The sequence below is a fragment of the Pseudomonas fluorescens genome, from assembly GCF_019212185.1.
In the GTDB taxonomy this organism is placed as follows: domain Bacteria; phylum Pseudomonadota; class Gammaproteobacteria; order Pseudomonadales; family Pseudomonadaceae; genus Aquipseudomonas.
Window position 1 is genome coordinate 2,187,270 of sequence record NZ_CP078138.1, and the last position, 24,383, is coordinate 2,211,652.

At 60.8% G+C, this 24,383-nt stretch carries 25 protein-coding genes; 12 read left to right on the top strand and 13 right to left on the bottom strand.

What is annotated here, in order from left to right:
* Window positions 1-8: 8 nt before the first annotated feature.
* Both KW062_RS09860 and KW062_RS09865 read right to left on the bottom strand, forming a co-directional pair.
* A complete protein-coding gene (locus KW062_RS09860; RefSeq protein WP_027618811.1) occupies window positions 9-1,616 on the bottom strand; it encodes a carboxyl transferase domain-containing protein in 1,608 nt (535 codons plus the stop codon).
* 11 nt (window positions 1,617-1,627) lie between these two features.
* A complete protein-coding gene (locus KW062_RS09865) occupies window positions 1,628-2,791 on the bottom strand; it encodes an isovaleryl-CoA dehydrogenase (protein ID WP_027618812.1) in 1,164 nt (387 codons plus the stop codon).
* 217 nt (window positions 2,792-3,008) lie between these two features.
* Between KW062_RS09865 and KW062_RS09870 the strand changes: the two genes are divergently transcribed.
* Entirely contained in the window at window positions 3,009-4,703 is a 1,695-nt protein-coding gene (locus KW062_RS09870) for an AMP-binding protein (RefSeq protein ID WP_027618813.1), read from the top strand.
* Between the two features lie 590 nt (window positions 4,704-5,293).
* On the opposite strand, the gene KW062_RS09875 is transcribed toward KW062_RS09870, so the two are convergent.
* The 3 genes from KW062_RS09875 to KW062_RS09885 form a co-directional block, all read right to left on the bottom strand.
* Window positions 5,294-6,193 (bottom strand): hydroxymethylglutaryl-CoA lyase, encoded by a 900-nt coding sequence (locus KW062_RS09875; RefSeq protein ID WP_027618814.1) that lies wholly within the window; start codon window positions 6,191-6,193, stop codon window positions 5,294-5,296.
* Window positions 6,194-6,210: 17 nt separating this feature from the next.
* Entirely contained in the window at window positions 6,211-6,621 is a 411-nt protein-coding gene (locus KW062_RS09880) for a MerR family transcriptional regulator (protein ID WP_027618815.1), read from the bottom strand.
* Window positions 6,622-6,739: 118 nt separating this feature from the next.
* Window positions 6,740-7,669, bottom strand: coding sequence for a LysR family transcriptional regulator (locus KW062_RS09885; protein WP_027618816.1), 930 nt, complete (start codon window positions 7,667-7,669; stop codon window positions 6,740-6,742).
* 176 nt (window positions 7,670-7,845) lie between these two features.
* Between KW062_RS09885 and KW062_RS09890 the strand changes: the two genes are divergently transcribed.
* Window positions 7,846-9,075: an acyl-CoA dehydrogenase gene (locus KW062_RS09890; RefSeq protein WP_105755338.1), complete on the top strand. Its 1,230-nt coding sequence runs from the start codon at window positions 7,846-7,848 to the stop codon at window positions 9,073-9,075.
* Window positions 9,076-9,132: 57 nt separating this feature from the next.
* On the opposite strand, the gene ftrA is transcribed toward KW062_RS09890, so the two are convergent.
* The gene (gene ftrA / locus KW062_RS09895; RefSeq protein WP_105755337.1) at window positions 9,133-10,104 is read right to left on the bottom strand and encodes a transcriptional regulator FtrA; all 972 of its coding nucleotides are present in this window, start codon (window positions 10,102-10,104) and stop codon (window positions 9,133-9,135) included.
* 99 nt (window positions 10,105-10,203) lie between these two features.
* Between ftrA and KW062_RS09900 the strand changes: the two genes are divergently transcribed.
* Entirely contained in the window at window positions 10,204-10,638 is a 435-nt protein-coding gene (locus KW062_RS09900) for a rhodanese-like domain-containing protein (RefSeq protein ID WP_105755336.1), read from the top strand.
* Between the two features lie 7 nt (window positions 10,639-10,645).
* Here the strand turns inward: KW062_RS09900 and KW062_RS09905 are convergent, their stop codons facing one another.
* Window positions 10,646-11,299: a type 1 glutamine amidotransferase gene (locus KW062_RS09905; protein WP_105755335.1), complete on the bottom strand. Its 654-nt coding sequence runs from the start codon at window positions 11,297-11,299 to the stop codon at window positions 10,646-10,648.
* Between the two features lie 256 nt (window positions 11,300-11,555).
* Here KW062_RS09905 and KW062_RS09910 point away from each other — a divergent pair, with 256 nt between their 5' ends.
* The 3 genes from KW062_RS09910 (at window position 11,556) to KW062_RS09920 (ending at window position 14,289) form a co-directional block, all read left to right on the top strand.
* On the top strand, window positions 11,556-12,335 hold the full coding sequence (locus KW062_RS09910) for an ABC transporter substrate-binding protein (protein ID WP_027618821.1): 780 nt from the start codon (window positions 11,556-11,558) through the stop codon (window positions 12,333-12,335).
* A 99-nt stretch (window positions 12,336-12,434) separates the two neighbouring features.
* On the top strand, window positions 12,435-13,547 hold the full coding sequence (locus KW062_RS09915) for a M14 family metallopeptidase (RefSeq protein WP_027618822.1): 1,113 nt from the start codon (window positions 12,435-12,437) through the stop codon (window positions 13,545-13,547).
* A 25-nt stretch (window positions 13,548-13,572) separates the two neighbouring features.
* Window positions 13,573-14,289, top strand: coding sequence for an alpha/beta hydrolase (locus KW062_RS09920; protein WP_027618823.1), 717 nt, complete (start codon window positions 13,573-13,575; stop codon window positions 14,287-14,289).
* Between the two features lie 9 nt (window positions 14,290-14,298).
* On the opposite strand, the gene KW062_RS09925 is transcribed toward KW062_RS09920, so the two are convergent.
* Both KW062_RS09925 and KW062_RS09930 read right to left on the bottom strand, forming a co-directional pair.
* The gene (locus KW062_RS09925) at window positions 14,299-14,895 is read right to left on the bottom strand and encodes a hypothetical protein (protein WP_027618824.1); all 597 of its coding nucleotides are present in this window, start codon (window positions 14,893-14,895) and stop codon (window positions 14,299-14,301) included.
* Window positions 14,896-14,990: 95 nt separating this feature from the next.
* The gene (locus KW062_RS09930; protein WP_105755334.1) at window positions 14,991-15,779 is read right to left on the bottom strand and encodes a hypothetical protein; all 789 of its coding nucleotides are present in this window, start codon (window positions 15,777-15,779) and stop codon (window positions 14,991-14,993) included.
* Window positions 15,780-15,881: 102 nt separating this feature from the next.
* On the opposite strand from KW062_RS09930, the gene KW062_RS09935 reads away from it, so the two are divergent.
* Entirely contained in the window at window positions 15,882-17,201 is a 1,320-nt protein-coding gene (locus KW062_RS09935; RefSeq protein WP_105755333.1) for an Nramp family divalent metal transporter, read from the top strand.
* Between the two features lie 9 nt (window positions 17,202-17,210).
* Here the strand turns inward: KW062_RS09935 and KW062_RS09940 are convergent, their stop codons facing one another.
* Complete coding sequence (locus KW062_RS09940) at window positions 17,211-18,146, bottom strand: LysR family transcriptional regulator (protein WP_027618827.1); 936 nt, start codon at window positions 18,144-18,146, stop codon at window positions 17,211-17,213.
* Between the two features lie 114 nt (window positions 18,147-18,260).
* Between KW062_RS09940 and KW062_RS09945 the strand changes: the two genes are divergently transcribed.
* The 3 genes from KW062_RS09945 (at window position 18,261) to KW062_RS09955 (ending at window position 19,493) form a co-directional block, all read left to right on the top strand.
* Entirely contained in the window at window positions 18,261-18,758 is a 498-nt protein-coding gene (locus tag KW062_RS09945; protein WP_105755332.1) for a DMT family transporter, read from the top strand.
* A gap of 2 nt (window positions 18,759-18,760) precedes the next feature.
* A complete protein-coding gene (locus tag KW062_RS09950; protein WP_027618829.1) occupies window positions 18,761-19,213 on the top strand; it encodes a DMT family transporter in 453 nt (150 codons plus the stop codon).
* A gap of 112 nt (window positions 19,214-19,325) precedes the next feature.
* Window positions 19,326-19,493, top strand: coding sequence for a metallothionein (locus KW062_RS09955; protein WP_105755331.1), 168 nt, complete (start codon window positions 19,326-19,328; stop codon window positions 19,491-19,493).
* A 60-nt stretch (window positions 19,494-19,553) separates the two neighbouring features.
* Here the strand turns inward: KW062_RS09955 and KW062_RS09960 are convergent, their stop codons facing one another.
* Window positions 19,554-19,781, bottom strand: a complete 228-nt coding sequence (locus KW062_RS09960) for a DUF6555 family protein (protein ID WP_027618831.1) — start codon at window positions 19,779-19,781, stop codon at window positions 19,554-19,556.
* 184 nt (window positions 19,782-19,965) lie between these two features.
* Window positions 19,966-20,640: a hypothetical protein gene (locus KW062_RS09965; RefSeq protein ID WP_027618832.1), complete on the bottom strand. Its 675-nt coding sequence runs from the start codon at window positions 20,638-20,640 to the stop codon at window positions 19,966-19,968.
* 332 nt (window positions 20,641-20,972) lie between these two features.
* Here KW062_RS09965 and KW062_RS09970 point away from each other — a divergent pair, with 332 nt between their 5' ends.
* Together KW062_RS09970 and hemB are read left to right on the top strand one after the other, a co-directional pair.
* The gene (locus tag KW062_RS09970; protein ID WP_105755330.1) at window positions 20,973-21,674 is read left to right on the top strand and encodes a glutathione binding-like protein; all 702 of its coding nucleotides are present in this window, start codon (window positions 20,973-20,975) and stop codon (window positions 21,672-21,674) included.
* Between the two features lie 170 nt (window positions 21,675-21,844).
* Window positions 21,845-22,819 (top strand): porphobilinogen synthase, encoded by a 975-nt coding sequence (gene hemB, locus KW062_RS09975; protein ID WP_027618834.1) that lies wholly within the window; start codon window positions 21,845-21,847, stop codon window positions 22,817-22,819.
* A gap of 8 nt (window positions 22,820-22,827) precedes the next feature.
* Here the strand turns inward: hemB and KW062_RS09980 are convergent, their stop codons facing one another.
* Window positions 22,828-24,357, bottom strand: coding sequence for an FAD-dependent oxidoreductase (locus KW062_RS09980; RefSeq protein WP_105755329.1), 1,530 nt, complete (start codon window positions 24,355-24,357; stop codon window positions 22,828-22,830).
* Between the last annotated feature and the right edge of the window lie 26 nt (window positions 24,358-24,383).

The following is a 24,383-nucleotide window of genomic DNA, read 5'->3' on the forward strand; positions in this document are numbered from 1 at the left end:
TCTCCAGATCACATCCGGAACACGCCGAAGCGGCTCTGTTCGACAGGGGCATTCAGCGACGCCGACAAGGCCAGTGCCAGCACGTCACGGGTTTGTGCCGGATCAATCACACCGTCGTCCCACAGGCGCGCGCTGGAATAGTAGGGGTGACCTTGTTCTTCGTACTGATCGAGGATCGGTTGCTTGATCTCGGCTTCCTGCTCGGCGTTGAAACCCTGGCCACTGCGTTCGGCCTGTTCGCGCTTGACCTGCACCAGCACGCCGGCGGCCTGTTCGGCGCCCATCACGCCAATTCGCGCGTTGGGCCACATCCACAGAAAGCGTGGGTCGTAGGCCCGGCCGCACATGCCGTAATTGCCGGCGCCGAAACTGCCACCGATGATCACGGTGAACTTCGGTACCTTGGCACAGGCCACGGCGGTCACCAGTTTCGCGCCGTGCTTGGCGATGCCGCCGGCCTCGTATTTCTGCCCGACCATGAAACCGGTGATGTTTTGCAGGAACAGCAGCGCAATACCGCGCTGGCAGGCCAGTTCAATGAAGTGCGCGCCTTTTTGCGCGGCTTCGGCGAAGAGGATGCCGTTGTTCGCCAGGATCGCGATCGGGTAGCCGTGCAGGTGGGCAAATCCGCACACCAAGGTGGTGCCGAACAGCGCCTTGAACTCATCGAACACCGAGCCGTCGACCAGACGTGCAATCACTTCGCGTACGTCGAACGGTTGCTTGGCATCGGCCGGGACCACGCCATACAGCTCTTCGCTGGGGAACAGCGGGGCAATTGGCGTGCGTTGCTGCACGTCGCCGAGCTTGCGCCAATTGAGGTTGGCCACGCTACGGCGGGCCAGGGCCAGGGCGTGTTCGTCGCTGTCGGCGTAGTGGTCGGCGACCCCGGAAATCTTGCAGTGCACATCGGCACCGCCGAGGTCTTCGGCGCTGACCACTTCCCCCGTCGCGGCTTTGACCAGCGGCGGGCCGGCAAGGAAGATCGTTGCCTGCTGACGGACCATGATGGCTTCGTCGGCCATCGCCGGTACGTAGGCTCCACCCGCGGTGCAGGAGCCCATCACTACGGCGATCTGCGGGATGCCCATGGCACTCATGTTGGCCTGGTTGAAAAAGATCCGCCCGAAGTGCTCACGGTCCGGGAACACCTCATCCTGGCGCGGAAGGTTAGCGCCGCCGGAGTCCACCAGATAGATGCACGGCAGACGATTCTGCTGGGCAATGGTCTGCGCGCGCAGATGTTTTTTCACTGTCAGCGGGTAGTAGGAACCGCCTTTGACCGTGGCATCGTTGGCGACAATCATGCATTCCACGCCTTCGACCCGGCCGATGCCGGCGATCACGCCGGCTGCCGGTACGTCTTCGCCGTAGACTTCATAGGCTGCCAACTGGCTGATTTCGAGAAACGGTGAACCCGGGTCGAGCAAGCGGTTGATCCGCTCGCGAGGCAGCAGTTTGCCGCGCGAGGTGTGCCGCTCCTGAGCCTTGGCGCCACCGCCTTGCTGGACCTGGGCGAGCAGGGTGTGCAACGCCTCGACCTGGGCCAGCATCGCGGCGCTGTTGCTGGCGAATTCCGCCGAGCGGGGGTTGAGCTGGGTATGCAGGATAGCCATGGACAGCTCCGTTAGCGGGTTTCGTTAAACAGTTCGCGGCCGATGAGCATGCGACGGATCTCGCTGGTGCCGGCGCCGATTTCGTACAGCTTGGCGTCACGCAGCAGACGACCTGCCGGGAATTCGTTGATGTAGCCGTTACCACCGAGAATCTGGATCGCGTCCAGTGCCATTTGCGTCGCGCGTTCGGCGCTGTAGAGGATCACCCCGGCGGCGTCCTTGCGCGTGGTTTCGCCACGTTCGCAAGCCTGGGCCACGGCGTACAGGTAGGCGCGGCTGGCATTGAGTTGGGTGTACATGTCGGCGACCTTGCCCTGGATCAGCTGGAATTCGCCGATGCTCTGGCCAAACTGCTTGCGGTCGTGGATGTACGGCACGATCAGGTCCATGCAGGCCTGCATGATCCCGGTCGGACCGCCGGAGAGCACCACGCGCTCGTAGTCGAGACCGCTCATCAGCACCTTCACGCCACCGTTGAGCACGCCGAGGATGTTTTCCTCCGGTACTTCAACGTCGTCGAAGAACAGCTCGCAGGTGTTGGAACCGCGCATGCCCAGCTTGTCGAATTTGTTACTGCGGCTGAAGCCTTTCCAGTCGCGCTCGACGATGAAGGCGGTGATGCCGTGCGGACCTTTTTCCAGGTCGGTCTTGGCGTAGATCACGTAGGTGTTGGCGTCTGGGCCGTTGGTGATCCAGGTCTTGCTGCCGTTGAGCACGTACTTGTCGCCGCGCTTGTCGGCGCGCAGTTTCATTGACACCACGTCGGAGCCGGCATTCGGTTCGCTCATGGCGAGGGCGCCGATGTGTTCGCCGCTGATCAGCTTGGGCAGGTACTTGGCTTTCTGTTCATGGTTGCCGTTGCGGTTGATCTGGTTGACGCAAAGGTTGGAGTGCGCGCCGTAGGAAAGGGCAACCGACGCCGAGCCGCGGCTGATTTCTTCCATGGCCACCACGTGGGCCAGATAGCCCAGGCCGGCGCCGCCGTACTCTTCTGGAACAGTGATGCCGAGCAGGCCCATGTCACCGAACTTGCGCCACAGATCCGCCGGGAACAGGTTGTCGCTGTCGATCTGTGCCGCGCGAGGCGCGATCTCTTTGCTGACGAATGCGCGGACCTGGTCGCGCAGCATGTCGATGGTTTCGCCGAGGGCAAAGTTCAGAGTCGGATAGCTCATGGGGCACCTTCAAACTGTTTTTATTAATGGGGAATCGGCCTGTAAAGCGCGCCGAATCGGCTGTCACCTTTACGTTAACGTAAACCTGAGACGAAAGGCTGTCAATCGCCCTTTACGTTAACGTCAACTTGAGCGAGAGTAGAGGCAGTTCAGGTCGGGTCCGGCGGCAGGCTGCCGGGCTTCCACACACCCGCTAATAAAGACAATAGGGGTCGTCATGGATCAACACAGTGCTCACCCACAGCACAGCTATACCCGTGGCTCACAGGACAAAGCCTTGCTGGCGATGACCATCGGCCAGGCCTTCGATAACACGGTAGCCCAGTATCCGCAGGGCGAGGCGCTGGTGGTTCGCCATCAGCAGTTGCGCTACACCTGGGCTCAACTGGCCGAGGCGGTCGAGCTCAATGCCAAGGCCTTGCTGGCGCTCGGTCTGCAGGCGGGTGACCGCCTGGGCATCTGGGCGCCGAATTGCGCCCAGTGGTGCATCAGCCAGTTCGCCAGCGCGAAGATCGGGGTGATTCTGGTCAACATCAATCCGGCCTACCGCAGTTCCGAGCTGGAGTACGTGCTCAAGCAGTCCGGTTGCCAGTGGCTGGTGTGTGCCGGTTCGTTCAAGACTTCCGATTATCACGCGATGATCCAGGGCCTGGTGCCGGAGTTGGCGCAGCAGGGCAGTGGGCAGTTGCGGTGCGAGCGGCTGCCGGACCTGCGCGGCGTCATCAGCCTCGACCCGACGCCGCCGGCCGGTTTCCTGGCATGGGCGCACCTGCCGCAGTTGGCGGCCGATGTTGCGCCCGAGCAACTCAAGGCGCGCCAGGCCAGCCTGCATTTCGATCAGGCGGTGAACATTCAATACACCTCGGGCACCACCGGCTTTCCCAAGGGCGCGACCCTTAGTCATTACAACATCCTGAATAACGGTTACATGGTTGGCGAAAGCCTGGGCCTGACCGCCAACGACCGTCTGGTGATCCCGGTGCCGCTGTACCACTGCTTCGGCATGGTCATGGGCAATCTGGGCTGCATCACCCACGGCACCACCATGATCTATCCCAACGATGCCTTCGACCCATTGCTGACCCTGGAAACCGTTGCCCAGGAAAAGGCCACCGGCCTGTACGGCGTGCCGACCATGTTCATCGCGATGCTCGATCAACCGCGTCGGGCCGAGTTCGATCTGTCGACCTTGCGCACCGGGATCATGGCCGGAGCGACCTGTCCGATCGAAGTCATGCGGCGGGTCATCAGCGAAATGCACATGAGTGAGGTGCAGATTGCCTACGGCATGACGGAAACCAGTCCGGTGTCATTGCAGACGGGGCCTTCAGACGATCTCGAACTGCGCGTGACCACGGTCGGCCGGACCCAGCCGCAACTGGAAAGCAAGATCATCGATGACGCCGGTAATCTGGTGCCCCGTGGCACCATCGGCGAGCTCTGCACTCGTGGTTACAGTGTGATGCTTGGTTACTGGAACAATCTCCAGGGCACAGCGGAAGCCATCGACCAGGCCGGCTGGATGCACACCGGTGATCTGGCGACCATGAACGAAGAAGGCTACGTGTGCATTGCTGGGCGCAACAAGGACATGATCATTCGCGGCGGTGAGAATATTTACCCTCGCGAGTTGGAGGAGTTCTTCTTCACTCATCCGGCGGTGGCGGATGTGCAGGTCATCGGCATTCCGTGCGAGAAGTACGGTGAGGAAATCGTCGCCTGGATCAAGTTCCACCCCGGTCATTCCGCCAACGAGCTGGAGCTGCAGACCTGGTGCAAGGAGCGCATCGCCCACTTCAAGACGCCGCGTTACTTCAAGTTCGTCGAGGAGTTCCCGATGACCGTGACCGGCAAGATCCAGAAGTTCAAGATGCGTGAGATCAGCGTCGAGGAGTTGAAGCTGAAGGTGTAGCCGGCATTGCGGGAGGGGCGAGCAATCGTCCCTGTCTCGAGGCAAAAGCCAAACGCCAGACAGCACAAAGGGGAGCCGAGGCTCCCCTTTAATTTGTCGTTGCGTGCTCTTTTTTTATTATTAAGGGGCGGTCTGTTGTTGTTTTTGTCAACCGTGGCCCTTTACCGCTGTTTTTGGCGACCCCATCCGGGGTCAAGAGCAAACGTATTTTTTTGAGCGCTGATCTGCTTTTCGTCTAGCGATCCAACCAGTTCGGGAGCTACCTGAAGGTAGTTTTATTGTTCTCTGCCCGGTTGCGGGTTACTGCCAGCAGCACCCTGAAAGCACACCTTCTCCAAAAAAATCTGTTAGCTGCGTCTCTGCCGTGTTGTTTTTGTTATGTCAGAGTCGTTACGTCTTGTTTTTATTAGGGTTACCGCAATTTTTTTATTCTTGTTGTGCGATAGATAAAGCAGATGCCGTGCCAACTTTTTAAAAGCCTTTAAAATCAATGGTTTAACATTTTTAAGAAAAAAATCACGGAGAGATTTGGCGCAGTTTGTTTCCGTGTTACTCGTTTGTGCGGGGGTGAGGTAACACCCCCGACACATTCAGTGTGCGCTGCGGGCCTTGGCCACGCGCGAACCGGTCGCGCGCCCCAGGACGTTGGAAATCTGCTGGCCGGCCAGCAGCAGACGGTCCATGTCGACCCCGGTTTCGATGCCCAGGCCATTGAGCAGGTACAACACGTCTTCGGTGGCCACGTTACCGCTGGCGCCCTTGGCGTAAGGGCAGCCGCCGAGTCCGGCAATCGAGCTGTCAAACACCGCGATGCCTTCCAGCAGACTGGCGTAGATATTGGCCATGGCCTGGCCGTAGGTGTCGTGGAAGTGCCCGGCAAGCTTGTCCCGTGGCACATCCTTGCTCACTACATCGAACATTTTACGGGTAGCGCCAGCGGTGCCGGTGCCGATGGTGTCCCCCAGCGATACTTCGTAGCAGCCCATCGCAAACAATTCGCGAGCGACCATGGCCACTTGCTCCGGTGTCACATCGCCCTCGTATGGGCAGCCCAGCACGCAGGACACATAACCGCGCACCGTAACACCCTGTTCCCGGGCGGCCTGCATGATCGGCTCGAAGCGCTGCAGGCTTTCACTGATCGAGCAGTTGATGTTGCGTTGGGAGAACGCTTCGGAGGCGGCGGCGAACACCGCGACTTCCTTGACTCCGGCCGCGATCGCGTCTTCGAAGCCACGCAGATTGGGCGCCAACGCGCCATAGGTAACGCCGGCCTTGCGCTGGATTTGCGCGAAGACCTCGGCGGAACCGGCCATCTGCGGCACCCATTTCGGCGAAACGAAGCTGCCGACTTCGATGTAGCCCAGGCCGGCGGCGCTCAGGGCATCGACCAGTTGCACTTTGTCGGCGACGCTGATGGGCTGGGCTTCGTTCTGCAGGCCGTCGCGCGGGCCGACTTCAATCAGGCGTACATGGGAGGGGAGGGACATATCAGGTTCACCTGCGGTTAGGAGTGTGACTGTGCGGCCTGTTGGCTCTTGAGGGTCTGTTCCAGCGCCTGGACACAGCGCTCTTCGGCAGTGTCGAGTTCCAGCTTCATCTGCTCGATGTCCAGCAACTGTTGTTCAAGCTGCTCGCGACGCTCGGTGATTTTGGCCAGCATGCTGTGCAATTGCTTGGTATTACCGCTGGAAGGGTCGTAGAGTTCGATCAGTTCGCGGCATTCGGCCAGGGAGAAGCCGATACGCTTGCCACGCAGAATCAGTTTCAGGCTGACTTTGTCCCGTGGCGAATAGATCCGCTCCTGCCCGCGACGCTCGGGACTGAGCAGGCCTTGCTCTTCATAGAAGCGAATGGCACGGGTGGTGATGTCGAGCTCGCGGGCGAGGTCGGAAATGCTGTAGGTCTGGCTGCTCATGGGCGCGCTCGAGAGTGGGGTCATGGCGCTAAGCTAATGTCAGGTTGACGTAAACGTCAAGCAGCGTTGCGGTTGATCGCTCAAGCGCAGCGCTGCTACAGGATTCACTGCACCGTTCCTACACCTTATCCAGCTGTTTCTCATGGGCGGTGACTTGCTGGCACAGTTCGATCATCTGCTCGCGCATCCAGCGGTTGGCCGGGTCCTGGTCGGTGCTTTCGTGCCAATACAGGTGGGTCGCCACCGGCGGTACGTCCTTCACTGGCAGCGGGAACGAATGCAGTTCGTGGCGGCGGGCGAAGCGGGCCGGCACGGTCATGACCATATCGGTTTGCTGCAGCACCTGGGAGGCCATCAGGTAATGCTGGGAGCGCAGGGCGATCTTGCGCTGGATGCCCATTTTGCCCAACGCCAGGTCGACATGACCCAGCCCGCTGCGGCGGCTGGAAATATGGATATGGGTCAATCCCAGGTAATCATCGAGGCTGAACTTTTCCTTGCCCGCCATTGGATGGCCCTTGCGCATGGCGCACACGTAATGGTCTTCCATCAACTTGACGTGACGCACTTGCGGGTCGGTATTGAGCGGCGCATCGACGGCGAAGTCGAGGCGTCCGGCAGCCAGTTCCTTGGTGGTTTCGCGGCGCTTGGACAGGAAACTCTCGATGATCACCGTCGGGGCGAGGCGACGCAGGCGCTGGAACAGCGGTGGCAGGATCACTGCCTCGGTGAGGTCGGTCATGCTGATGCGGTAGGTCTTGACCGCCTGTTGCGGGTTGAAGATGCGACTTTCCTGCACCGACACCCGCAGCAGCGACAAGGCGTTGCGCACCGGGCCGATGATGTTTTGCGCCATCGGCGTCGGCACCATGCCCTGGGCGGTGCGCACGAACAGCGGGTCGTTGAAAGTCTCGCGCAGGCGGGCCAGAGCGTTGGATACCGCCGGCTGGGTAATGCCGACAATCTGCCCGGCGCGGGTCAGGTTGGCTTCGGTATAGATGGCGTCGAAAACGATGAACAGGTTGAGGTCGACCTTGCTTAGATTCATGGCATTTCGCTCTTGGCTTTTGTTATGGGAGCAGGTGGCTCGATAAGTCGATCATATATCGGTGATGAATGTTAATACACGCCGAGAATAGGCTAGGTAAATTTTCGTAGCTGATCTAGCATCGATTCATGCCCTCCATAACGACTTCACCACCTGGTCAAAAAAGGTAACTGCCCATGGATTTCGCTTATTCGCCCAAGGTTCAGGAACTGCGTGAACGCGTCACCGCGTTCATGGATGCGTACGTTTATCCAGCCGAAGCGGTGTTTGAACGCCAGGTCGCCGAAGGCGATCGCTGGCAGCCCACTGCGATCATGGAAGAGCTCAAGCGCAAGGCCAAGGCGGAAGGCTTGTGGAACCTGTTCCTGCCAGAGTCGGAACTGGGGGCGGGCCTGACCAACCTGGAATACGCACCGCTGGCGGAAATCATGGGCCGCTCCCTGCTCGGCCCCGAGCCATTCAACTGTTCGGCGCCGGACACCGGCAACATGGAAGTGCTGGTGCGTTACGCCAATGAAGAGCAGAAACAGCGCTGGCTCGAACCCCTGCTGCGCGGCGAGATCCGTTCGGCGTTTGCCATGACCGAACCGGACGTAGCCTCGTCGGACGCCACCAACATGGCGGCCCGTGCCGTGCGCGATGGCGATGAGTGGGTGATCAACGGCAAAAAATGGTGGACCTCCGGTGCCTGCGACCCGCGTTGCAAGATCCTGATCTTCATGGGCCTGAGTAACCCGGATGCGCCACGGCATGCCCAGCACTCGATGATCCTGGTGCCAGTGGACACCCCTGGGGTAAAAATTCTGCGTCCATTGCCGGTGTTCGGCTACGACGATGCGCCCCATGGTCATGCCGAAGTCTTGTTCGATAACGTCCGCGTGCCCTATGAAAACGTTCTATTGGGCGAAGGCCGGGGCTTTGAAATTGCTCAGGGTCGCCTCGGCCCGGGCCGCATTCACCACTGCATGCGTTCGATTGGCATGGCCGAACGTGCCCTGGAGTTGATGTGCAAGCGTGCGGTCAATCGCACCGCGTTCGGCAAGCCGCTGGCCCGCCTGGGTGGGAACGTCGACAAGATTGCCGACTCGCGGATGGAAATCGACATGGCGCGCCTGCTGACTCTCAAGGCCGCTTATATGATGGACACCGTGGGTAACAAGGTGGCGAAAAGCGAGATTGCGCAGATCAAGGTGGTCGCCCCGAATGTGGCATTGCGGGTGATCGACCGGGCGATTCAGATCCACGGTGGCGCCGGGGTGTCCAACGATTTCCCGCTGGCCTACATGTACGCCATGCAGCGTACCTTGCGTTTGGCCGATGGTCCGGACGAGGTGCACCGCGCGGCGATCGGCAAGTTTGAGATCGGCAAGTACGTGCCCAAGGAAATGCTGCGTAGCGACCGCTAACCTGCACCCTCTGCCAACACCCGCCCGCGTTCGTAGCGCTGGCGGGTGTTGGCGTTTTCAGTCCGCGCAAAGCTCGCGGCCGAAGCGCTCGCGATACACCGACGGCGGCAAGCCGACCACGGTGCGAAACGCCACCCGAAAACTCTCCACGGATCGATAACCGCATTGTTCGGCGATGCTTTCGCTGCTGTGGCGGCTGCTCTCCAGCAGTTCCCGGGCGCGGGCCAGGCGTTGTTGCTGCAACCAGGATTTCGGTGAAGCACCGGTGGCTTCGCTGAACCGGCGCAGGAAGGTGCGCTCGCTCATCGCCGCCTGGCTCGCCAGGTCACGCACTTGCAGTGGTTCGTGCAGACGTTCTCGAGCCCATTGCATGACCCGCGACAGATCGCTGCGCGGGGTGCGGCTGACCGGGGCCGGGATAAATTGCGCCTGGCCGCCGCTGCGTTGCGGCGACATCACCAGGCGCCGTGCCACCGAATTGGCCACCTGGGTGCCAAAGTCCCGCGCCACCAGGTGCAGGCAGGCATCGATGCCGGCGGCGCTGCCGGCCGAGGTGATCAACTGGCCGGCATCGACATACAGCACCTCGGGATCCACCAGGATATTCGGGAAGCGTTCGGCCAATTCATCGGTGTAGCGCCAGTGGGTGGTCGCCCGCAAACCGTCGAGCAAGCCGGTGGCGGCCAGAACGAAGACCCCGGAGCAGATCGACAGCAAGCGTGCCCCACGCGCATGGGCCTGGCGAAGAGCCAGAAGCAAGGCTGGCGGCACCGGCTCGTGACGACTGCGCCAGCCGGGAATGATGATGGTGCGAGCGTTTTCCAGCAGTTCCATGCCGCCGTCGGCCAGCACCTGAATGCCCCCGGTCGCGCGCATCGGGCCAGGGTCGATGGCGGCAATGCAGTGCTGATACCAGGGAAAATCGAACTCCGGCCGCGCCAGGCCGAAGATTTCCACGGCGATCCCGAATTCAAAGGTGCAGAGGCCATCGTACGCCAGGATGGCAACGGTGCCGGGCAGGTTGTGCATTTGGCGGAAAGTTCCCGGTGAGTGTCTGGTACGCCACTGTAGCGCTTTGCGGCCCTTCGATACAGTGGCCTCACACCCACATTGATCTGGAGAATCGCCATGCCCAGCCTGGTTCGCTCGACACCTGCTGCATCGTCCGCTGTTGCCTTGATGCATTTCAGCAGTCGCCTCAGCTTTGAAACCGACTGTTCCGACGTCTTCAGTAGTCAGGAGGCGGGGGAGGTGGATTTTGTCCTGGTGGATGTGCGCGGGCCGCTGGCTTACGAGCGCGGCCACCTGCCCGGTGCAATCAATATTCCAGGGCGCCTGATCACGGCGACAGCGCTGGCGGCGTACCCGAAGCACACCCTGTTCGTGGTGTATTGCGCGGGACCGCACTGCAATGGCGCGAACAAGGCCGCGGTCAAGCTGGCGGCACTGGAGTATCCGGTCAAGGAAATGATCGGCGGTGTCACCGGCTGGCTGGATGAGGGGTTCACGTTGAGTCAGGGCGTGATGCCAACGGCCACGGCGGCAATGGCGTGCGAATGCTGAGGACCCTTCAGGTGCTGGTGTAGGACCGGCGCCACTTATCCAGTGTCTTCTGCAGCCAGTCGTACACCAGGCGGTGGGCGGCGCTGTCGTCCTGATCGCGGGGCAGCGGCGATTCGTCACCAAAGTGCGCGTTGAGCAGCGCCACCGACGCTGCATTCCATTCCGGATGGAACTGCACGCCGACGCGAGTCGGGCCGACGTCATACATTTGCTGCAGGCAGTGCGCACTGCTGGCCTGCAACAATGCATCCGGCGGCAGGTTGATAGCATCTTCGTGCCATTCCAGTACCTGCAAGCTGCGGCCATCGGCGAAGGTCACGGTGGTCCAGCCGGTTTCGCTTTCGTGCATGCGCTGCACGCTGCCGCCCAGGCTCAGGGCCAGCAATTGCGCACCCAGGCAGATGGCAAACACCGGTGCACCGAGGTCCACGCTGGCCGCCAGCCACTTGCGCTCCTGCGCCAGCCACTGCGGCCCGGCATTCGATTCATAAGGGCCACCGAGGATAATCACCGGTGCGGCACTGACCTCGGGCAATTGGCCCAGGTCGGCGCGAAATATCCTCAGGGTCAGGCCGCGGGACTCGGCCCAGTCGTCGATAGTCCCCGGCCCTTCGGCGGGATGATGCTGGATCAGGTTCAACCAGGTCGACGATTCAGGCATGGCGGCTCTCCAGGCAATTTCAGTTCGCAAAGGTGGCAATCAGTAGCAACGGGCGCTGATTCTGCAGGGCTTTGCACCGTCCTGGCGCGTGGGCTCATGTGCAGTAATAGCTTAGTGACTTTTCTATAAGTAATTGTCGCGTAGACATAATTCGCTGGCGCGGTGCGGCTCTAGACTGCCGGCCACTTCGATAAATACTAGCCACAAGCTACCGTCGAATGTTGCCAACAAGAGTCTCCGCACACAGGAGTTATAGATGAAGAAGCTAGCGATGTTCGGCGCCCTCGCGCTGTCCGTATTGTCTTTCTCGGCCGTGGCCGATGATGCCAAGCCGATCCGTATCGGTATCGAAGCGGGTTACCCACCGTTCTCGATGAAAACCCCTGACGGCAAGCTGACCGGTTTCGACGTGGACATCGGCGACGCGCTGTGTGAACAGATGAAGGTCAAATGTACCTGGGTCGAACAAGAATTCGACGGTCTGATTCCAGCCCTGAAGGTCAAGAAAATCGACGCGATTCTGTCGTCCATGACCATCACCGACGATCGCAAGAAAAACGTCGATTTCACCATCAAGTACTACCACACCCCGGCGCGCTTCGTGATGAAGGCAGGCAGCGGTGTCAAAGACCCGTTGACCGAGCTCAAGGGCAAGAAAGTCGGGGTCCTGCGCGCCAGTACCCATGACCGCTACGCTACTGAAGTGCTGGCACCGGCCGGTATTAACCTTGTACGTTACGGCTCGCAGCAGGAAGCCAACCTGGACATGGTCGCCGGTCGCATCGACGCGACACTGGCCGACGCGGTCAACCTGAGCGACGGCTTCCTGAAAACCGACGCCGGCAAGGGCTTCGAATTCGTCGGCCCGACTTACGAAGACGCCAAGTACTTCGGCGGCGGTGCCGGCATCGCGGTGCGTAAAGGCGATAAGGAACTGGCAGACAAGTTCAATACGGCAATTACCGAAATCCGCGCCAACGGTAAGTACAAGCAAGTGCAGGACAAGTACTTCGACTTCGACGTTTACGGTCAGTAAGTTCGCGGTTGAAAAAGTGGCGTCCGTTGACTCGGGCGCCACTTTTTTTATGGCTGGATGATCGAGTCCGGCGGTCCAATTTTTTCGCAGGAGAGCAGCATGCAACGTATCGACCATCGATTGCCCTGGAGTCACCTGGGCAGCGAACGCAGCCTCAGCGTATTCCGCTTTGGCAGCGGCCCGCGCAAGGTCTATATCCAGGCCAGCCTGCACGCCGATGAATTGCCCGGCATGCGCACCGCCTGGGAACTGAAAAAGCGCCTTGCCGACCTCGAAGCCCAAGGCCAGCTCAAGGGCGTGATTGAACTGGTGCCGGTGGCCAACCCGATCGGCCTCGACCAGCACCTGCAAAGTGCGCACATGGGGCGTTTCGAACTGGGCAGCGGCAAGAACTTCAACCGCGCGTTCCATGAGCTCAGCGCACCGGTCGCCGAATTGATCGGTGCGCAGTTGGGCGCCGATGCCGAGGCCAACGTCGCCTTGATTCGCCAGGCCATGGGCCAGGTACTCGATCAACTTCCCGCGCCGACTTCGCAACTTGAGGCACTGCACCGCTTGCTGCTGCGCCATGCCTGCGACGCCGAGATCACCCTCGACCTGCATTGCGATTTCGAGGCGGCCATCCACTTGTATGCGCTGCCCCAGCACTGGCCGCAGTGGCAGTCGCTGGCGGCGCGCTTGAAAGCCGGCGTGGCGTTGCTTTGCGAGGACTCGGGCGGCAGCTCGTTCGACGAGTCCTGCTCGTCGCCTTGGTTGCGCTTGGCCAAGGTTTTCCCCGAAGCGGCAATTCCGCCGGCCAACCTGGCAACCACCCTGGAGCTGGGGAGCATGGGTGATACCCGGATCGAACAGGCCCAGGCGAACTGCGAAGCAATCCTGGGCTTTCTCGCCGAGCAGGGCCTGATCGACGGCCAGTGGCCAGAAGCGCCGACTGAATGCTGTGAAGGCCTGCCGTTTGCCGGCACCGAATACCTGTTCGCCCCGCACCATGGCGTGGTGAGTTTCCTGCGCGAAGCCGGTGAATGGGTTGAGCAGGGCGATCCCTTGTTCGAAGTGGTCGACCCCTTGAGCGACCGCGTCACCGTGGTCCGCGCCGGCACCAGCGGCGTGCTCTTCGCACTGGACCGCTCGCGCTATACCGAACCCGGGATCTGGCAGGCCAAGGTAGCAGGGCGCGAGGTGATTCGGGTGGGGAAATTGACCAACGATTAATCAATCTCAACGTGAAGGTATCGCTATGCTCAAGACATTAGCTGCCGTACTGATGCTGGGATCGTCCATCGTCCAGGCCGAGCCATTGCTACACACCGATCTGCCGTTGAACTACCTGGAGCAGTCCCAACCTGATTCGCGTAATCAGCCGCTGGTGATTTTCCTTCATGGTTACGGCAGTAACGAAGCCGATCTGTTTGGTATCAAGGATGGCTTGCCCGCGTCCTACACCTATTTATCGGTGCGTGCGCCGCAAACCTTGGAGGAGGGGAGTTATCAGTGGTTTCACCGCAAGGGCCAGGGGGCTTATGACGGTGACAGCGATGACTTGAGGAGCAGCGCTGCGTTGATTGGCGACTTTGTTGCCAAGGCGGCGGATAAGTATCACACCACGGCTGACAAGGTGTTCCTGGTGGGTTTCAGTCAGGGGGCAATCATGTCCTACGAGGTGGCTTTACGCCAACCTTCGGCCGTGGGAGGCATTGCCGCATTGAGTGGCAAGTTGCTCCCAGTGTTGCGTACGCAGCTCAAGGCGGACAAGGCGCTGGGTGCGCTGGCCATTTTCATCGGTCACGGCACGGACGACCAGCGCCTGCCTTTCGCCGATGGGAGCGACGCGGACAGCCTGTTGCGCAAACTGGGATTGGCGCCGCAGTTTCATGCCTATCCGGGACTCGGTCACAGCATCAGCGAAGGGGAGATCAGCGACTTGAACGCCTGGTTACTGCGGATCAATCGCTGAGCCGAGGGCTTACTTCCCGCTGAGAATCGCGTTGACCAGTGCGGCATGGCCGGCTTTGTCATCAACTCGGGAAATCACCTGGATCAGCATCATCCGGGTGCCGGAGCCGGCCAGCAGGCTGGTGTTGAGGGTCGGGCCGCCGCCCTGGGTGGCGGTGAAGTCGACCTGACGCAGGCCCAGGCCCTTGACGGTCAGGCTTTTCTCGCTCTGCTTGTTGAAATTGGCCAAGGCTTCGCGTTGCTGGGCTGTGAAGCCGGTGATCGATTCGTCGAGGAACACCGTGTCGTTGTCCTTGACGTTGAGGCCTTCGGGCAAGGTGTTCTCGGCGATGATCAGCACGGTTTTAGTTTGCTGATTGGTGTACATGGTGCCCTTGGCGCCGGAAGTGCCGTTACTGGCGTTGCCGCCGGGCAGTGGGTTGGCAATGAAGCCGGCAGGCAGGGTGAAGGCGAATTTGTTGCTCAGTGCCGAGACTTTCTGCGCGGGTGCGGTCTTGCTCGTCGTCTTGTCGGCGGCCTGGACGCTGGCGCTGCCGAGGACGGTGAGGGCCGAGAGGAACAAGGCGGTGGCGGTGTGGCGGACGGTGAGCTTTTTCAGCAGTGACATGACTATCTCCGGGGTATGCGCGCGGTGCCGGCGATCATCCCACGAGGCTGTGCGATGACTCCAGCGCGAACGTGGGAAATAACGACGCAAGGTCGCTAGCGCTGGGCTTTCTGACAGGGATCGGCGACGGAACGCTTGGGCGCCGCCATGCGCTTGGTCACCAGCAGCATCAACAGCGATACCGCCACCCCCATGACGAACGCCCAGCCTCCCCAGCGCGGCAGGGTCAGGGCGAGGGTCAGGCAAAAAGCGGCGAACGAGTACATGCCGGTGGCCGTGGCCCGCAGCAAGGCGGCGGTGAAGGCCGGGCCTCGAGTTTGCTGGGAGAACACCGCCATGACACTGCCAAGCACCGGGAACACTGCCAGCAATCCACTCCAGCGCTCGCCCACGGTACTGGCCAGCAAGGTGACCGCCAGGGTCAGCAAGGCCCCGGCGAGCATGCGCAGCAATAGCTTGTCGGACTTCGGCGCAGGGCCTGAAGCCAGGGGCTGAACGGCTGGAAACAGATAGGGCGCGGCCAGCAGTGCGGTGGCGGCGGCGATGCAGGAAAACACCAGCGATGCCGGTAGCAGCGACAGCACGACCGCGACCAGGCTCCAGCCGGACAAGGCGATCAGCAGCGCCGCTGGCCAGTTGTAACGCTGGGCCGCCTGGGCATAGACCACGCAGAATGTGATCATCGCGAACATCGCCGAGAGCGCGGCAACCGCCGATTGGGCGGCGAATGCCGGGCCTTGTTCGAGGGCGAGGAACAACAAGATCGGTCCGACCACCACCGGCAGTCCCGACAGCCAGCCGGCGACGCTCGGGCCCCAGCGCTTGCCGGCCAGGGAAATCAACAGCAGGAAAGCGGGGATCACCAGCAGTTTTAACAGCAGCACGGAGCGTTCCTTGTTCGATGGCAGTCACCCAGCATACAAGGCTTCGCCCCAGGCCTTGAAACTACTAAGCTTCGATATCGCCTGCCATTGTCGGAATACCCTGTGAGATTCAGCCCGCCCAAGACTGCGACAGCTCCGTTTTGCCCGCCAGAAGTGGCCGGCAGTGTCCCGGTCAACGCCGACGCACCGTTCTGGAAACGGGCGGCAACCTTTGCCGGCCCCGGCTTGCTGGTGTCCATCGGCTACATGGACCCGGGCAATTGGGCGACGGCGATCGAGGCTGGCTCGCGCTTTGGCTACAGCCTGTTGTTTGTGGTGTTGCTGGCGAGCCTGGCGGGGATGGCGGTGCAGTGCCTGTGTTCGCGGCTGGGTATCGCCACTGGCCGTGACCTCGCGCAGTTGTCCCGCGAGCGCTACAGCCCGCGTACGGCAAAGGTGCAATGGCTGCTGGCGGAGGTGTCGATCATTGCCACGGACCTTGCCGAAGTGCTTGGCTGTGCCCTGGCCTTTCACCTGTTACTGGGGTGCTCGATGACAGTCGGCATCGCCCTGACAGCCTTCGATACCCTGCTGGTACTGGCCTTGCAGAACCGCGGCTTTCGCCGTTTGGAGGCGATCATGCTGGTGCTGGTCGGCACCATCGGCGCCTGTTTTTTTGTCGAGCTGTTACTGATCAAGCCTTACTGGCCGGAGGTGGCCCGGGGCTTTACGCCGTCGTTGTCGGCGATCAGCGAGGCTGCGCCGCTGTACCTGGCGATTGGGATTCTCGGCGCCACCGTGATGCCCCATAACCTGTACTTGCACACCTCTATCGTGCAGACCCGGTTGTTCGCCAAGGATTTGGCCAGCAAGCAAGATGCTATCAACTTGGCGCGCATCGATACCATCGGCTCGCTGGCCCTGGCGCTGCTGGTCAACTCGGCAATCCTGATTCTCGCCGCGGCAGCGTTCCATCAAAGCGGCCATAGCGACGTGGTGGAAATCCAGGACGCCTATCGCATGCTCGATCCGCTGGTGGGCGGGGCCTTTGCCAGCGTGCTGTTCGGCATCGCCCTGTTGGCGTCCGGGCAGAGTTCGACCTTTACCGGCACTATCGCCGGCCAGGTGATTATGGAGGGTTACCTGAACCTGCGGATTCCCTGCTGGCAACGGCGCCTGTTGACCCGTGGGCTGGCGCTGATCCCGGCGTTCATCGGCGTGTGGCTGATGGGTGATGGCGCTGTCGGCAAATTGTTGGTGATGAGTCAGGTGGTGCTCAGCCTGCAACTGCCGTTCGCCCTGTACCCGTTGATCCGCATGACCAGCGACAAGCAACTGATGGGACCGTTCGTCAATCGCTTGCCGACCCGGGTGCTGGTGTGGGGACTGTTTGTGGTGATCAGCGCGGCCAACAGTTGGTTGATCCTGCAGTTGCTGGCGTGAAGGCGTGCGTCAGGATCGGTCCCAATAAGGCACCGCGCCAAACTGTTCGAGAAAGAAGTCGATCACTGCGCGAACCTTCACCGACAGGCGCCGGCTGCCTGGCCAGAGAATGGCAATCTGTTGCGGTTCCAGGCTGTTGGACACCTGGAAGTCACTGAGCACTTGTACCAGCGTGCCCCGGCGTAACGCCTCGCCAATCAACCACGAAGGAAACATCACCAGGCCCATGCCCTGTTCGGCGGCCTGGGTCAGGGTGTCGGCATGGTTGCCGGTGAGCGGGCCCCGGACCGAGTAGGGGGCCCAATCATCCTGGCCTTGACGGAAGAACCAGCGCTGCACGCCGGCATCGCCCTTGTAGGCCAGGCACTGATGTTGGAGCAACTCGTGGGGTTGGGCAGGCGTGCCATGGCGGGCGAGGTAGGCCGGGCTTGCCGCAACATGAAATCGCTGTGGCGCCACCACGCGGCCCTGCATGCTCGAATCGTGCAGGGCGCCAATCCGAAACAGCAGGTCGGCGCCTGCCATGAGCGGGTCGACATAACTGTCGGTTTGCTGGATATCCAGTTGCAGCTTGGGATGGCGTCGATGCAGTTCGGCGATCCACGGCGACAGGTGCAGGTGACCGAATACCACCGGTGCGTTGATGCGAACCAGGCCGCTGGGTTCGCTTTGCTGTTCTTGCAAGGCCTGTTCTGCTTCCTCTGCCTGCACCAGCATCAATCGCGCATGATGGGCCAACAGGCGTCCTGCTTCAGTCGGGGTGACAGCCCGGGTGTGGCGATAGATCAATTGCTGGCTGAGCGCCTGTTCCATCAGTTGGATTTGTCGCGAGATCGACGAAGGCGCGAGCCCTTCGCGACGGGCTACCTCGGAAAAACTGCCGTGATCCAGCACTGCGATGAACAGGCGGAGTGCCTTGAAGCTCAGTTGATCGAGACCCTGCATGGACAATCCTATTGTGCGATTTACGCAAAAGAGTTGTCAGTAGAATCCCATTTTTCGCAAAGCTGCACTAGCCGATACTTGCCGTCATTCTTTTGATTGCTGTGCAGGTACTCCATGTCATCGACTGTTTCCCCAGAGGCGACCTCGCTCGCCGTCACGCCCGTCTCGCGCCCGATCTCTCGGTTGTTACTGTTGCCGCTGGTGATCCTCGCGGGTATGGGGCTGTCCGTTGAAGCAGGGCTGCTCGGCCCCTTGGGGGCACAAGTCGGGCATTTGTGGGCGACCCTGAGTATTTTCGGGGTCGGCTCGGCCCTTCTGTTTTTGCTGTTGCTGTTCAGCGGGCCGCAACCTGGGCCGGCCCTCAACACCTTGCCGCGCTGGCAATTGATCGGCGGCCTTCTTGGACCGGTGTATGTGGTGGTGCTGACCCTGGCCACGCCAATGATCGGGATAGCCATGACCATGATCGCGATCCTCGCCGGGCAAGTGTGCAAAAGTGTCCTGATAGATCACTTCGGCTGGTTCGGTACGGCACGCAAGACGGTCAATCACGAACGCTGGCTCGCGTTGCTGTTGATTGTCGTAGCGCTTGTTCTGATTGCGTGGGGTTAAGGATGAATTTGCTGCTTTTGTTGTTAGTGGTAGGCGCCGGTGCAGTACTCAGTGTGCAGGCGGCAATCAATGGTCGTCTGGGCCAGGCGGTGGGGGTCTTGCGCAGCAGTCTGCTGACTTTTGTGGTGGGTGCGATTGTTACGGCCCTGTTGATCTTGTTCTTTGAACCGGCGCATGCCGTGAGTCTGCTCGAGGTGCCCAAGTGGCAGTTGAGCGGCGCCTTGTTCGGCGTGGTCTACATGCTGGTGATGGTCGGCGCGGTGCCCCGGGTCGGAACGGCCGTGGCGACGGTTGCGGTGATATTGGGCCAACTGGGCATGGGCATGCTAATCGACAATTTCGGCTGGTTGGGTAATCCACCCATCGAGCTGTCCACCCGTCGAATGCTGGCCATGGTGTGCCTGGCGTTGGCCCTGGTCTTCATGTACCGCAGCAGCGTGCGCCAGGCTGACTGACTGTCAGGACCGCCAGTCACGTCATTGCAACCGACCTCCGTTGACTGTGGTCTGTGTATCAGAGGCGTCACTCTCGCCGTTTCCGGACGACCACATCAATGGAGTCATACCGATGAAAACGGACACCTGCGATTGCCGCGATTGCAACTGCAAACTGGGTGAACACCCGGTAGTGCGACATGGCAAACATTACTGCTGTGAAGGCTGCGCCAAACATCATGAGCACGGCGAAGCCTGCACCACAGCGGGCTGCAAATGTGCCAAGGGCGCTCACGCTTGAGGACACTGCCAATGCGCGTGGAGCCAATCCGGCTCCACGTGTTTCAGTCGACGGCATGACTCATTGAGCGGGTCGCCAGGTGACGTTTTCGATCCCGAACTTTTCCGCCATCGGCTTGCTGGTCTTCTTCACTTTTTCCCGGCCGAAGCGGCCAATTCTCCCCACCCCGGCGTCACAACTGGCCCAGTGCCAGGCCTCAGCGTTGTCCATCTTTTCCTGGCGGATAATGAAAGACTTGGGCACACCGTGAAGGGTGTATTCAATGACGAATAATTTTGCGTTGATCATGTGCCGCTATTCCTCCCTGTCGTACTAGAGTGATTCCCCCTCGCGGGAAAAATTCATTCCAATTGCCGATCGGGCAAATTCGATGCGGGCGCAGGGACTTGCTCAGGTGCCGGTACAGGGCAGCCGCGACAGATTGCGGATACTAGCCTGTTGCCCGCAGACGCTGACGCCTGGTCACAGGCGATCAGGTCGGACAGGTCTGTTCGCCGTTGTCCAGGCCCTGGCGGTAGTGCTGGCTCTGCAAGGTGGCCTTGCCGTTGTGCCAGGTCAGGGTGAGGACGTACAGCGAGTCGAAGTCGCCGGATTCCCAATCGTCAGTGATCGACTGTTTGCCGCCGACCGCCTCGCGCGCCACCTTGTTGATCAACTCCGGCAGGTAGCCGTGGGACCAGGCGGTATAGATGGTCGAGTTGTGATACTTGTCGTGGAGCAGTTCGTCGGCCAGTTCACTGGTGTCGTTGGCCGAGAATTCGATGTTCACCGGCAATCCCAGTTTGATAGCGCTGGGGCTGATGGTCATCAGTGGGCGGATGTAGCTGTAGGAGTTATCGAATTCGCCTTCCTCGACGTTGCGGGTCGGGTTGGCGGCGAACACGAAATCAGCCTTGCCGAACTTTTCCGGTAGCAGTTGCGCCAGGTCGATGGCGCGGTTCAGACCCTGGCAATTGAGTTGACCCAGGCCGCCCGCGGGCTTTTCCGCATGTCGCAGAAACACCAGGGTCTGGGTGCCGTCGGCTGGTTGCGCACGGCTTTCGCTGGACTCCAGGGAGAGGAGCAGGGCACAGGTTGTCAACAAGGCGGGGAAGAACACGAAAGCGCGTTGCTTCAGGCGTTGGCTCAACTTTTGTGTGTTTCTCATCGGGTAATCGTTCTTCAGCACATTCAGGTTAAGGCTGACAAACCTTTCCACCGCAAGCTCCCGGCTTCGGATGGTTTTCCATGTCGTTGGGCGATTAGTCTTACAAACTCGCAGGCTTCAGAGTCCATTGACGGCCATTGGTTCGATAGGCGTCTGCGGGCGCGCACTTTATCCGGGGTGGCGTGCGTGCGTGGTGAAGGTTAGCGACAGAATGTTTCTGATTTAAGATGCCGGCCTCGGCGCACAGGCGATAAGCTAGCGGCGCTATAGGTCGGCCCTGTGCCCCGGGCAAGGCCAAACGTCAGCCGTTAAACTGTCACTGGATGTGAATCATGACCGATTTGTCAGCTTTTCCGATTACTGAAAAATGGCCAGCGCAGTTTCCTGACTGGATTCAACTGTATTCCCTGCCGACACCCAACGGCGTGAAAGTCTCGATCATGCTCGAGGAAATCGGCTTGCCGTATGAGCCGCATCGGGTGAGTTTTGAAACCAATGACCAGATGTCACCGGCATTCCTTTCGCTGAATCCGAACAACAAGATTCCGGCCATCCTCGACCCCCATGGCCCTGACGACAAGCCGCTGGCGCTGTTCGAGTCCGGCGCCATCCTGATTTATCTGGCGGACAAGAGCGGGCAACTGCTGGCGCAGGAGTCTGCGGCGCGTTACGAGACGCTGCAGTGGCTGATGTTTCAGATGGGGGGTATTGGCCCGATGTTCGGGCAATTGGGTTTCTTCAATAAGTTCGCCGGCAAGGACTACGAGGACAAGCGTCCCCGTGACCGTTACGTTGCCGAGAGTGCGCGACTGTTGAAGGTCCTCGATGAACGCCTGCAGGGCCGCGATTGGATTATGGGCGAGCGCTATACCATTGCCGACATCGCGATCTTCCCGTGGGTGCGCAACCTCATCGGCTTCTACGAGGCCGGCGACCTGGTGGGGATCAATAACTTCCCGAACGTGACCCGCGTGTTGGAGCGTTTCCTTGCCCGTCCGGCGGTAATTCGCGGCTTGGAAATCCCCAAGCCCTGATCGCGCACCTTGCCACCCTGCGGTGGCAAGGTTCTTCGCAGCCCTTAACAACAACGACAGACTGTTACCGAATTCGCAATAAACTGTTGCCGGATCTGCATTTGAATCCTCAGCATTGGCGGGCATAAGCTCGCTGCCTTGTGTCGCTCATTTGTGTCAGGAAACCTCCCATGTCCAGTCAGTTCCCCGAAGCCCGTCCTCGTCGCCTGCGGCGCACCCCGCAACTGCGCAGCCTGTTCCAGGAAAGCGAGTTCAGCCTCAATGATCTGGTGCTGCCGATCTTTGTCGAGGAAGAAATCGACGACTTCGTGCCCATTACCAGCATGCCGGGCGTGCGGCGGATCCCGGAGTCGAAACTGGCGGGGGAAATCGAGCGTTACGCGCGGGCGGGGATCAAGTCGGTAATGACTTTCGGCGTGTCCCATCATCTGGATGGCCATGGCAGCGACACCTGGCAGGAGAACGGCCTGGTGTCGCGCATGGCGCGGATCTGCAAGGACGCGGTGCCGGAAATGATCGTCATGTCCGATACCTGTTTTTGTGAATACACCGACCATGGTCATTGCGGAACGCTGCACGGTGGCGAAGTCGACAACGATGCGACCCTGATCAATCTGGGCAAGCAGGCGGTGGCCGCCGCGCGCGCCGGCGCCGATGTGATTGCGCCTTCTGCGGCCATGGATGGCCAGGTCCAGGCGATTCGCCGGGCGCTGGATCAGGCCGGCTTCAGCCAGACCTCGATCATGGCCTATTCGACCAAGTTCGCTTCGGCGCTCTATGGTCCGTTCCGGGAAGCGGGCGGCAGTGCGCTCAAGGGCGACCGCAAAAGTTACCAGATGAACCCGATGAATCGCCGCGAAGCCGTGCGTGAGTCGTTGCTCGACGAGCAGGAGGGGGCCGACGCGCTGATGGTCAAGCCCGCCGGTGCTTACCTGGACATCATCCGCGATATCCGCGAAGCCTCGCGCCTGCCGCTGGCGGCTTATCAGGTCAGTGGCGAGTACGCGATGATCAAGTTCGCCGCGGCGGCAGGGGCCATTGATGAGGAGCGGGTGGTGCGCGAAAGCCTGGGCGCAATCAAGCGCGCCGGTGCGGACCTGATCTTCACCTATTTCGCGATGGACCTGGCCCTGAGCGGTATCTGATCCGACGCTCAGCCGAGGTAAGGCCTGATCCCGTGATCGCGAAAGTAGCGCTCGATGACTTTCGGATCGCTGGACAGGTCGGCGATGGCCACGTAGGTGTCCGGTCGCAACAGATAAAAGCCGTTGCGCGCCAGGCCCGCTTGCTCGTGCACCGGCAACCAGGCGAAGACCTGCAGCGCCAGGTGATGCTCGGCGCACCAGGCGCGCATTTCATCGCTGGTGTCGCCGTACACATGCACCTGCCAGTTCAGGCTGTCGAGGCTGGCAAAATTGTCGTGTTCGGTGTCCTGCGCCCAGGGCAGGCGGTCGCCACCGAAAACGGCGCCAGCATGGCCGACACTTAGCGCCATACCCCGATAGTTCAGGGTGATCTGCGAGACCGTGCGAAACAGAAATTCCCGCGCCCGCTCCAGGCCGACCATTTTCGGTAACAGATAAGGTGCCACGCGCGTGCGCATCACATCTGCAAGCGGTCCGTCAGCGGTGACAAAACTGAACACCCGGTCGGTGGTGGCCACCAGTTTGCGGGCGAAGGCGATGCGTTCGCCTTCATAACTGTCGAGCAAGCTACTTCCGGCGCCGCCATTGAGCACCGCCGCGAGCTTCCAGGCCAGATTGATCGCATCGCCAATCCCGGTGTTCATGCCCTGACCACCGACCGGGCTGTGCACATGGGCGGCGTCGCCGAGCAAGAAAGACCGGCCGAGCCGAAATGTTTCGGCGACCCGGTGATGCACTCGGTAGGTGGAGAACCAATTGAGGCGCGTGACCTCGACCTGCATGTGCTCGATGGCACGTTGGCTGACGTCTTCAAAACGCAGTGCCTCGGCCTGTTCGGCGCGCTCATCGCGCACCGAGCCGATCAAGCGTGCGTGGCCCTCGCCAGCCATGGGGAAGACTGCGAGGAAATCCGCTTCATCGAGGTCCACATGCAGTTCCCCGTTGAAGGCCGGGCCGGTTCCGTCGACATCGGCCACGTAGAACACCTGCTGATAGGTGCCTCCCTGAAAATCGATGTCGAGGGTCTTGCGCACGATGGAGCGGGCACCGTCACAACCGGCCAGGTAGCAGGCCTGGCAGGTTTGTGCCTGACCGTCGGGCAGGCGCAGTTGTGCGCTGATGCCATCGTCGCCCTCGGAGAAACCGATCAGTTCGGTGTTGCGCTCTACTTCGACACCGAACTGGCTCAGGCGCTCGATCAGCAGTTGTTCGTGTTGGTCCTGTGGGAATATTTCCAGGAAGGAGTAAGGCGTCAGGTCTTGGCCGATGGTCGCGAATGGCAGGTGGGCGACTGGCCTGCCCTTGACCCACAGGTTCGCTGCCGGAACTTTATGGCCGTTGTCGATCACACTCTGGCTGAGGTCGAGTTGCCTGTACAGTTCAAGGGTGCGGGCCTGTACCGCCAGGGCGCGGGAAGTGGTGCCCGGTGCGCTGGTTTTGTCGAGGATGCGCACGCGGATCCCCAGTTTGCTCAGCCATAGCGCCAGTACCAGCCCAGTTGGGCCCGCACCGATAATCAGGACATCGCTGCGGTTCATCGTGGCGCCCTCTTATTAACGTAATG

Bases quoted from the DNA above. Each gene is read 5' to 3' on its own strand.
- KW062_RS09890 (WP_105755338.1), top strand. From the start codon at position 7,846: ATGGATTTCGCTTATTCGCCCAAGGTTCAGGAACTGCGTGAACGCGTC.
- KW062_RS09865 (WP_027618812.1), bottom strand. From the start codon at position 2,791: ATGAGCTATCCGACTCTGAACTTTGCCCTCGGCGAAACCATCGACATG.
- KW062_RS09955 (WP_105755331.1), top strand. From the start codon at position 19,326: ATGAAAACGGACACCTGCGATTGCCGCGATTGCAACTGCAAACTGGGT.
- KW062_RS09900 (WP_105755336.1), top strand. From the start codon at position 10,204: ATGCCCAGCCTGGTTCGCTCGACACCTGCTGCATCGTCCGCTGTTGCC.
- KW062_RS09910 (WP_027618821.1), top strand. From the start codon at position 11,556: ATGAAGAAGCTAGCGATGTTCGGCGCCCTCGCGCTGTCCGTATTGTCT.
- KW062_RS09880 (WP_027618815.1), bottom strand. From the start codon at position 6,621: ATGAGCAGCCAGACCTACAGCATTTCCGACCTCGCCCGCGAGCTCGAC.
- KW062_RS09950 (WP_027618829.1), top strand. From the start codon at position 18,761: ATGAATTTGCTGCTTTTGTTGTTAGTGGTAGGCGCCGGTGCAGTACTC.
- KW062_RS09885 (WP_027618816.1), bottom strand. From the start codon at position 7,669: ATGAATCTAAGCAAGGTCGACCTCAACCTGTTCATCGTTTTCGACGCC.
- KW062_RS09875 (WP_027618814.1), bottom strand. From the start codon at position 6,193: ATGTCCCTCCCCTCCCATGTACGCCTGATTGAAGTCGGCCCGCGCGAC.
- KW062_RS09905 (WP_105755335.1), bottom strand. From the start codon at position 11,299: ATGCCTGAATCGTCGACCTGGTTGAACCTGATCCAGCATCATCCCGCC.
- ftrA (WP_105755337.1), bottom strand. From the start codon at position 10,104: ATGCACAACCTGCCCGGCACCGTTGCCATCCTGGCGTACGATGGCCTC.
- KW062_RS09860 (WP_027618811.1), bottom strand. From the start codon at position 1,616: ATGGCTATCCTGCATACCCAGCTCAACCCCCGCTCGGCGGAATTCGCC.
- KW062_RS09965 (WP_027618832.1), bottom strand. From the start codon at position 20,640: ATGAGAAACACACAAAAGTTGAGCCAACGCCTGAAGCAACGCGCTTTC.
- KW062_RS09945 (WP_105755332.1), top strand. From the start codon at position 18,261: ATGTCATCGACTGTTTCCCCAGAGGCGACCTCGCTCGCCGTCACGCCC.
- KW062_RS09970 (WP_105755330.1), top strand. From the start codon at position 20,973: ATGACCGATTTGTCAGCTTTTCCGATTACTGAAAAATGGCCAGCGCAG.
- KW062_RS09915 (WP_027618822.1), top strand. From the start codon at position 12,435: ATGCAACGTATCGACCATCGATTGCCCTGGAGTCACCTGGGCAGCGAA.
- KW062_RS09980 (WP_105755329.1), bottom strand. From the start codon at position 24,357: ATGAACCGCAGCGATGTCCTGATTATCGGTGCGGGCCCAACTGGGCTG.
- KW062_RS09920 (WP_027618823.1), top strand. From the start codon at position 13,573: ATGCTCAAGACATTAGCTGCCGTACTGATGCTGGGATCGTCCATCGTC.
- KW062_RS09925 (WP_027618824.1), bottom strand. From the start codon at position 14,895: ATGTCACTGCTGAAAAAGCTCACCGTCCGCCACACCGCCACCGCCTTG.
- KW062_RS09960 (WP_027618831.1), bottom strand. From the start codon at position 19,781: ATGATCAACGCAAAATTATTCGTCATTGAATACACCCTTCACGGTGTG.
- KW062_RS09940 (WP_027618827.1), bottom strand. From the start codon at position 18,146: ATGCAGGGTCTCGATCAACTGAGCTTCAAGGCACTCCGCCTGTTCATC.
- KW062_RS09870 (WP_027618813.1), top strand. From the start codon at position 3,009: ATGGATCAACACAGTGCTCACCCACAGCACAGCTATACCCGTGGCTCA.
- hemB (WP_027618834.1), top strand. From the start codon at position 21,845: ATGTCCAGTCAGTTCCCCGAAGCCCGTCCTCGTCGCCTGCGGCGCACC.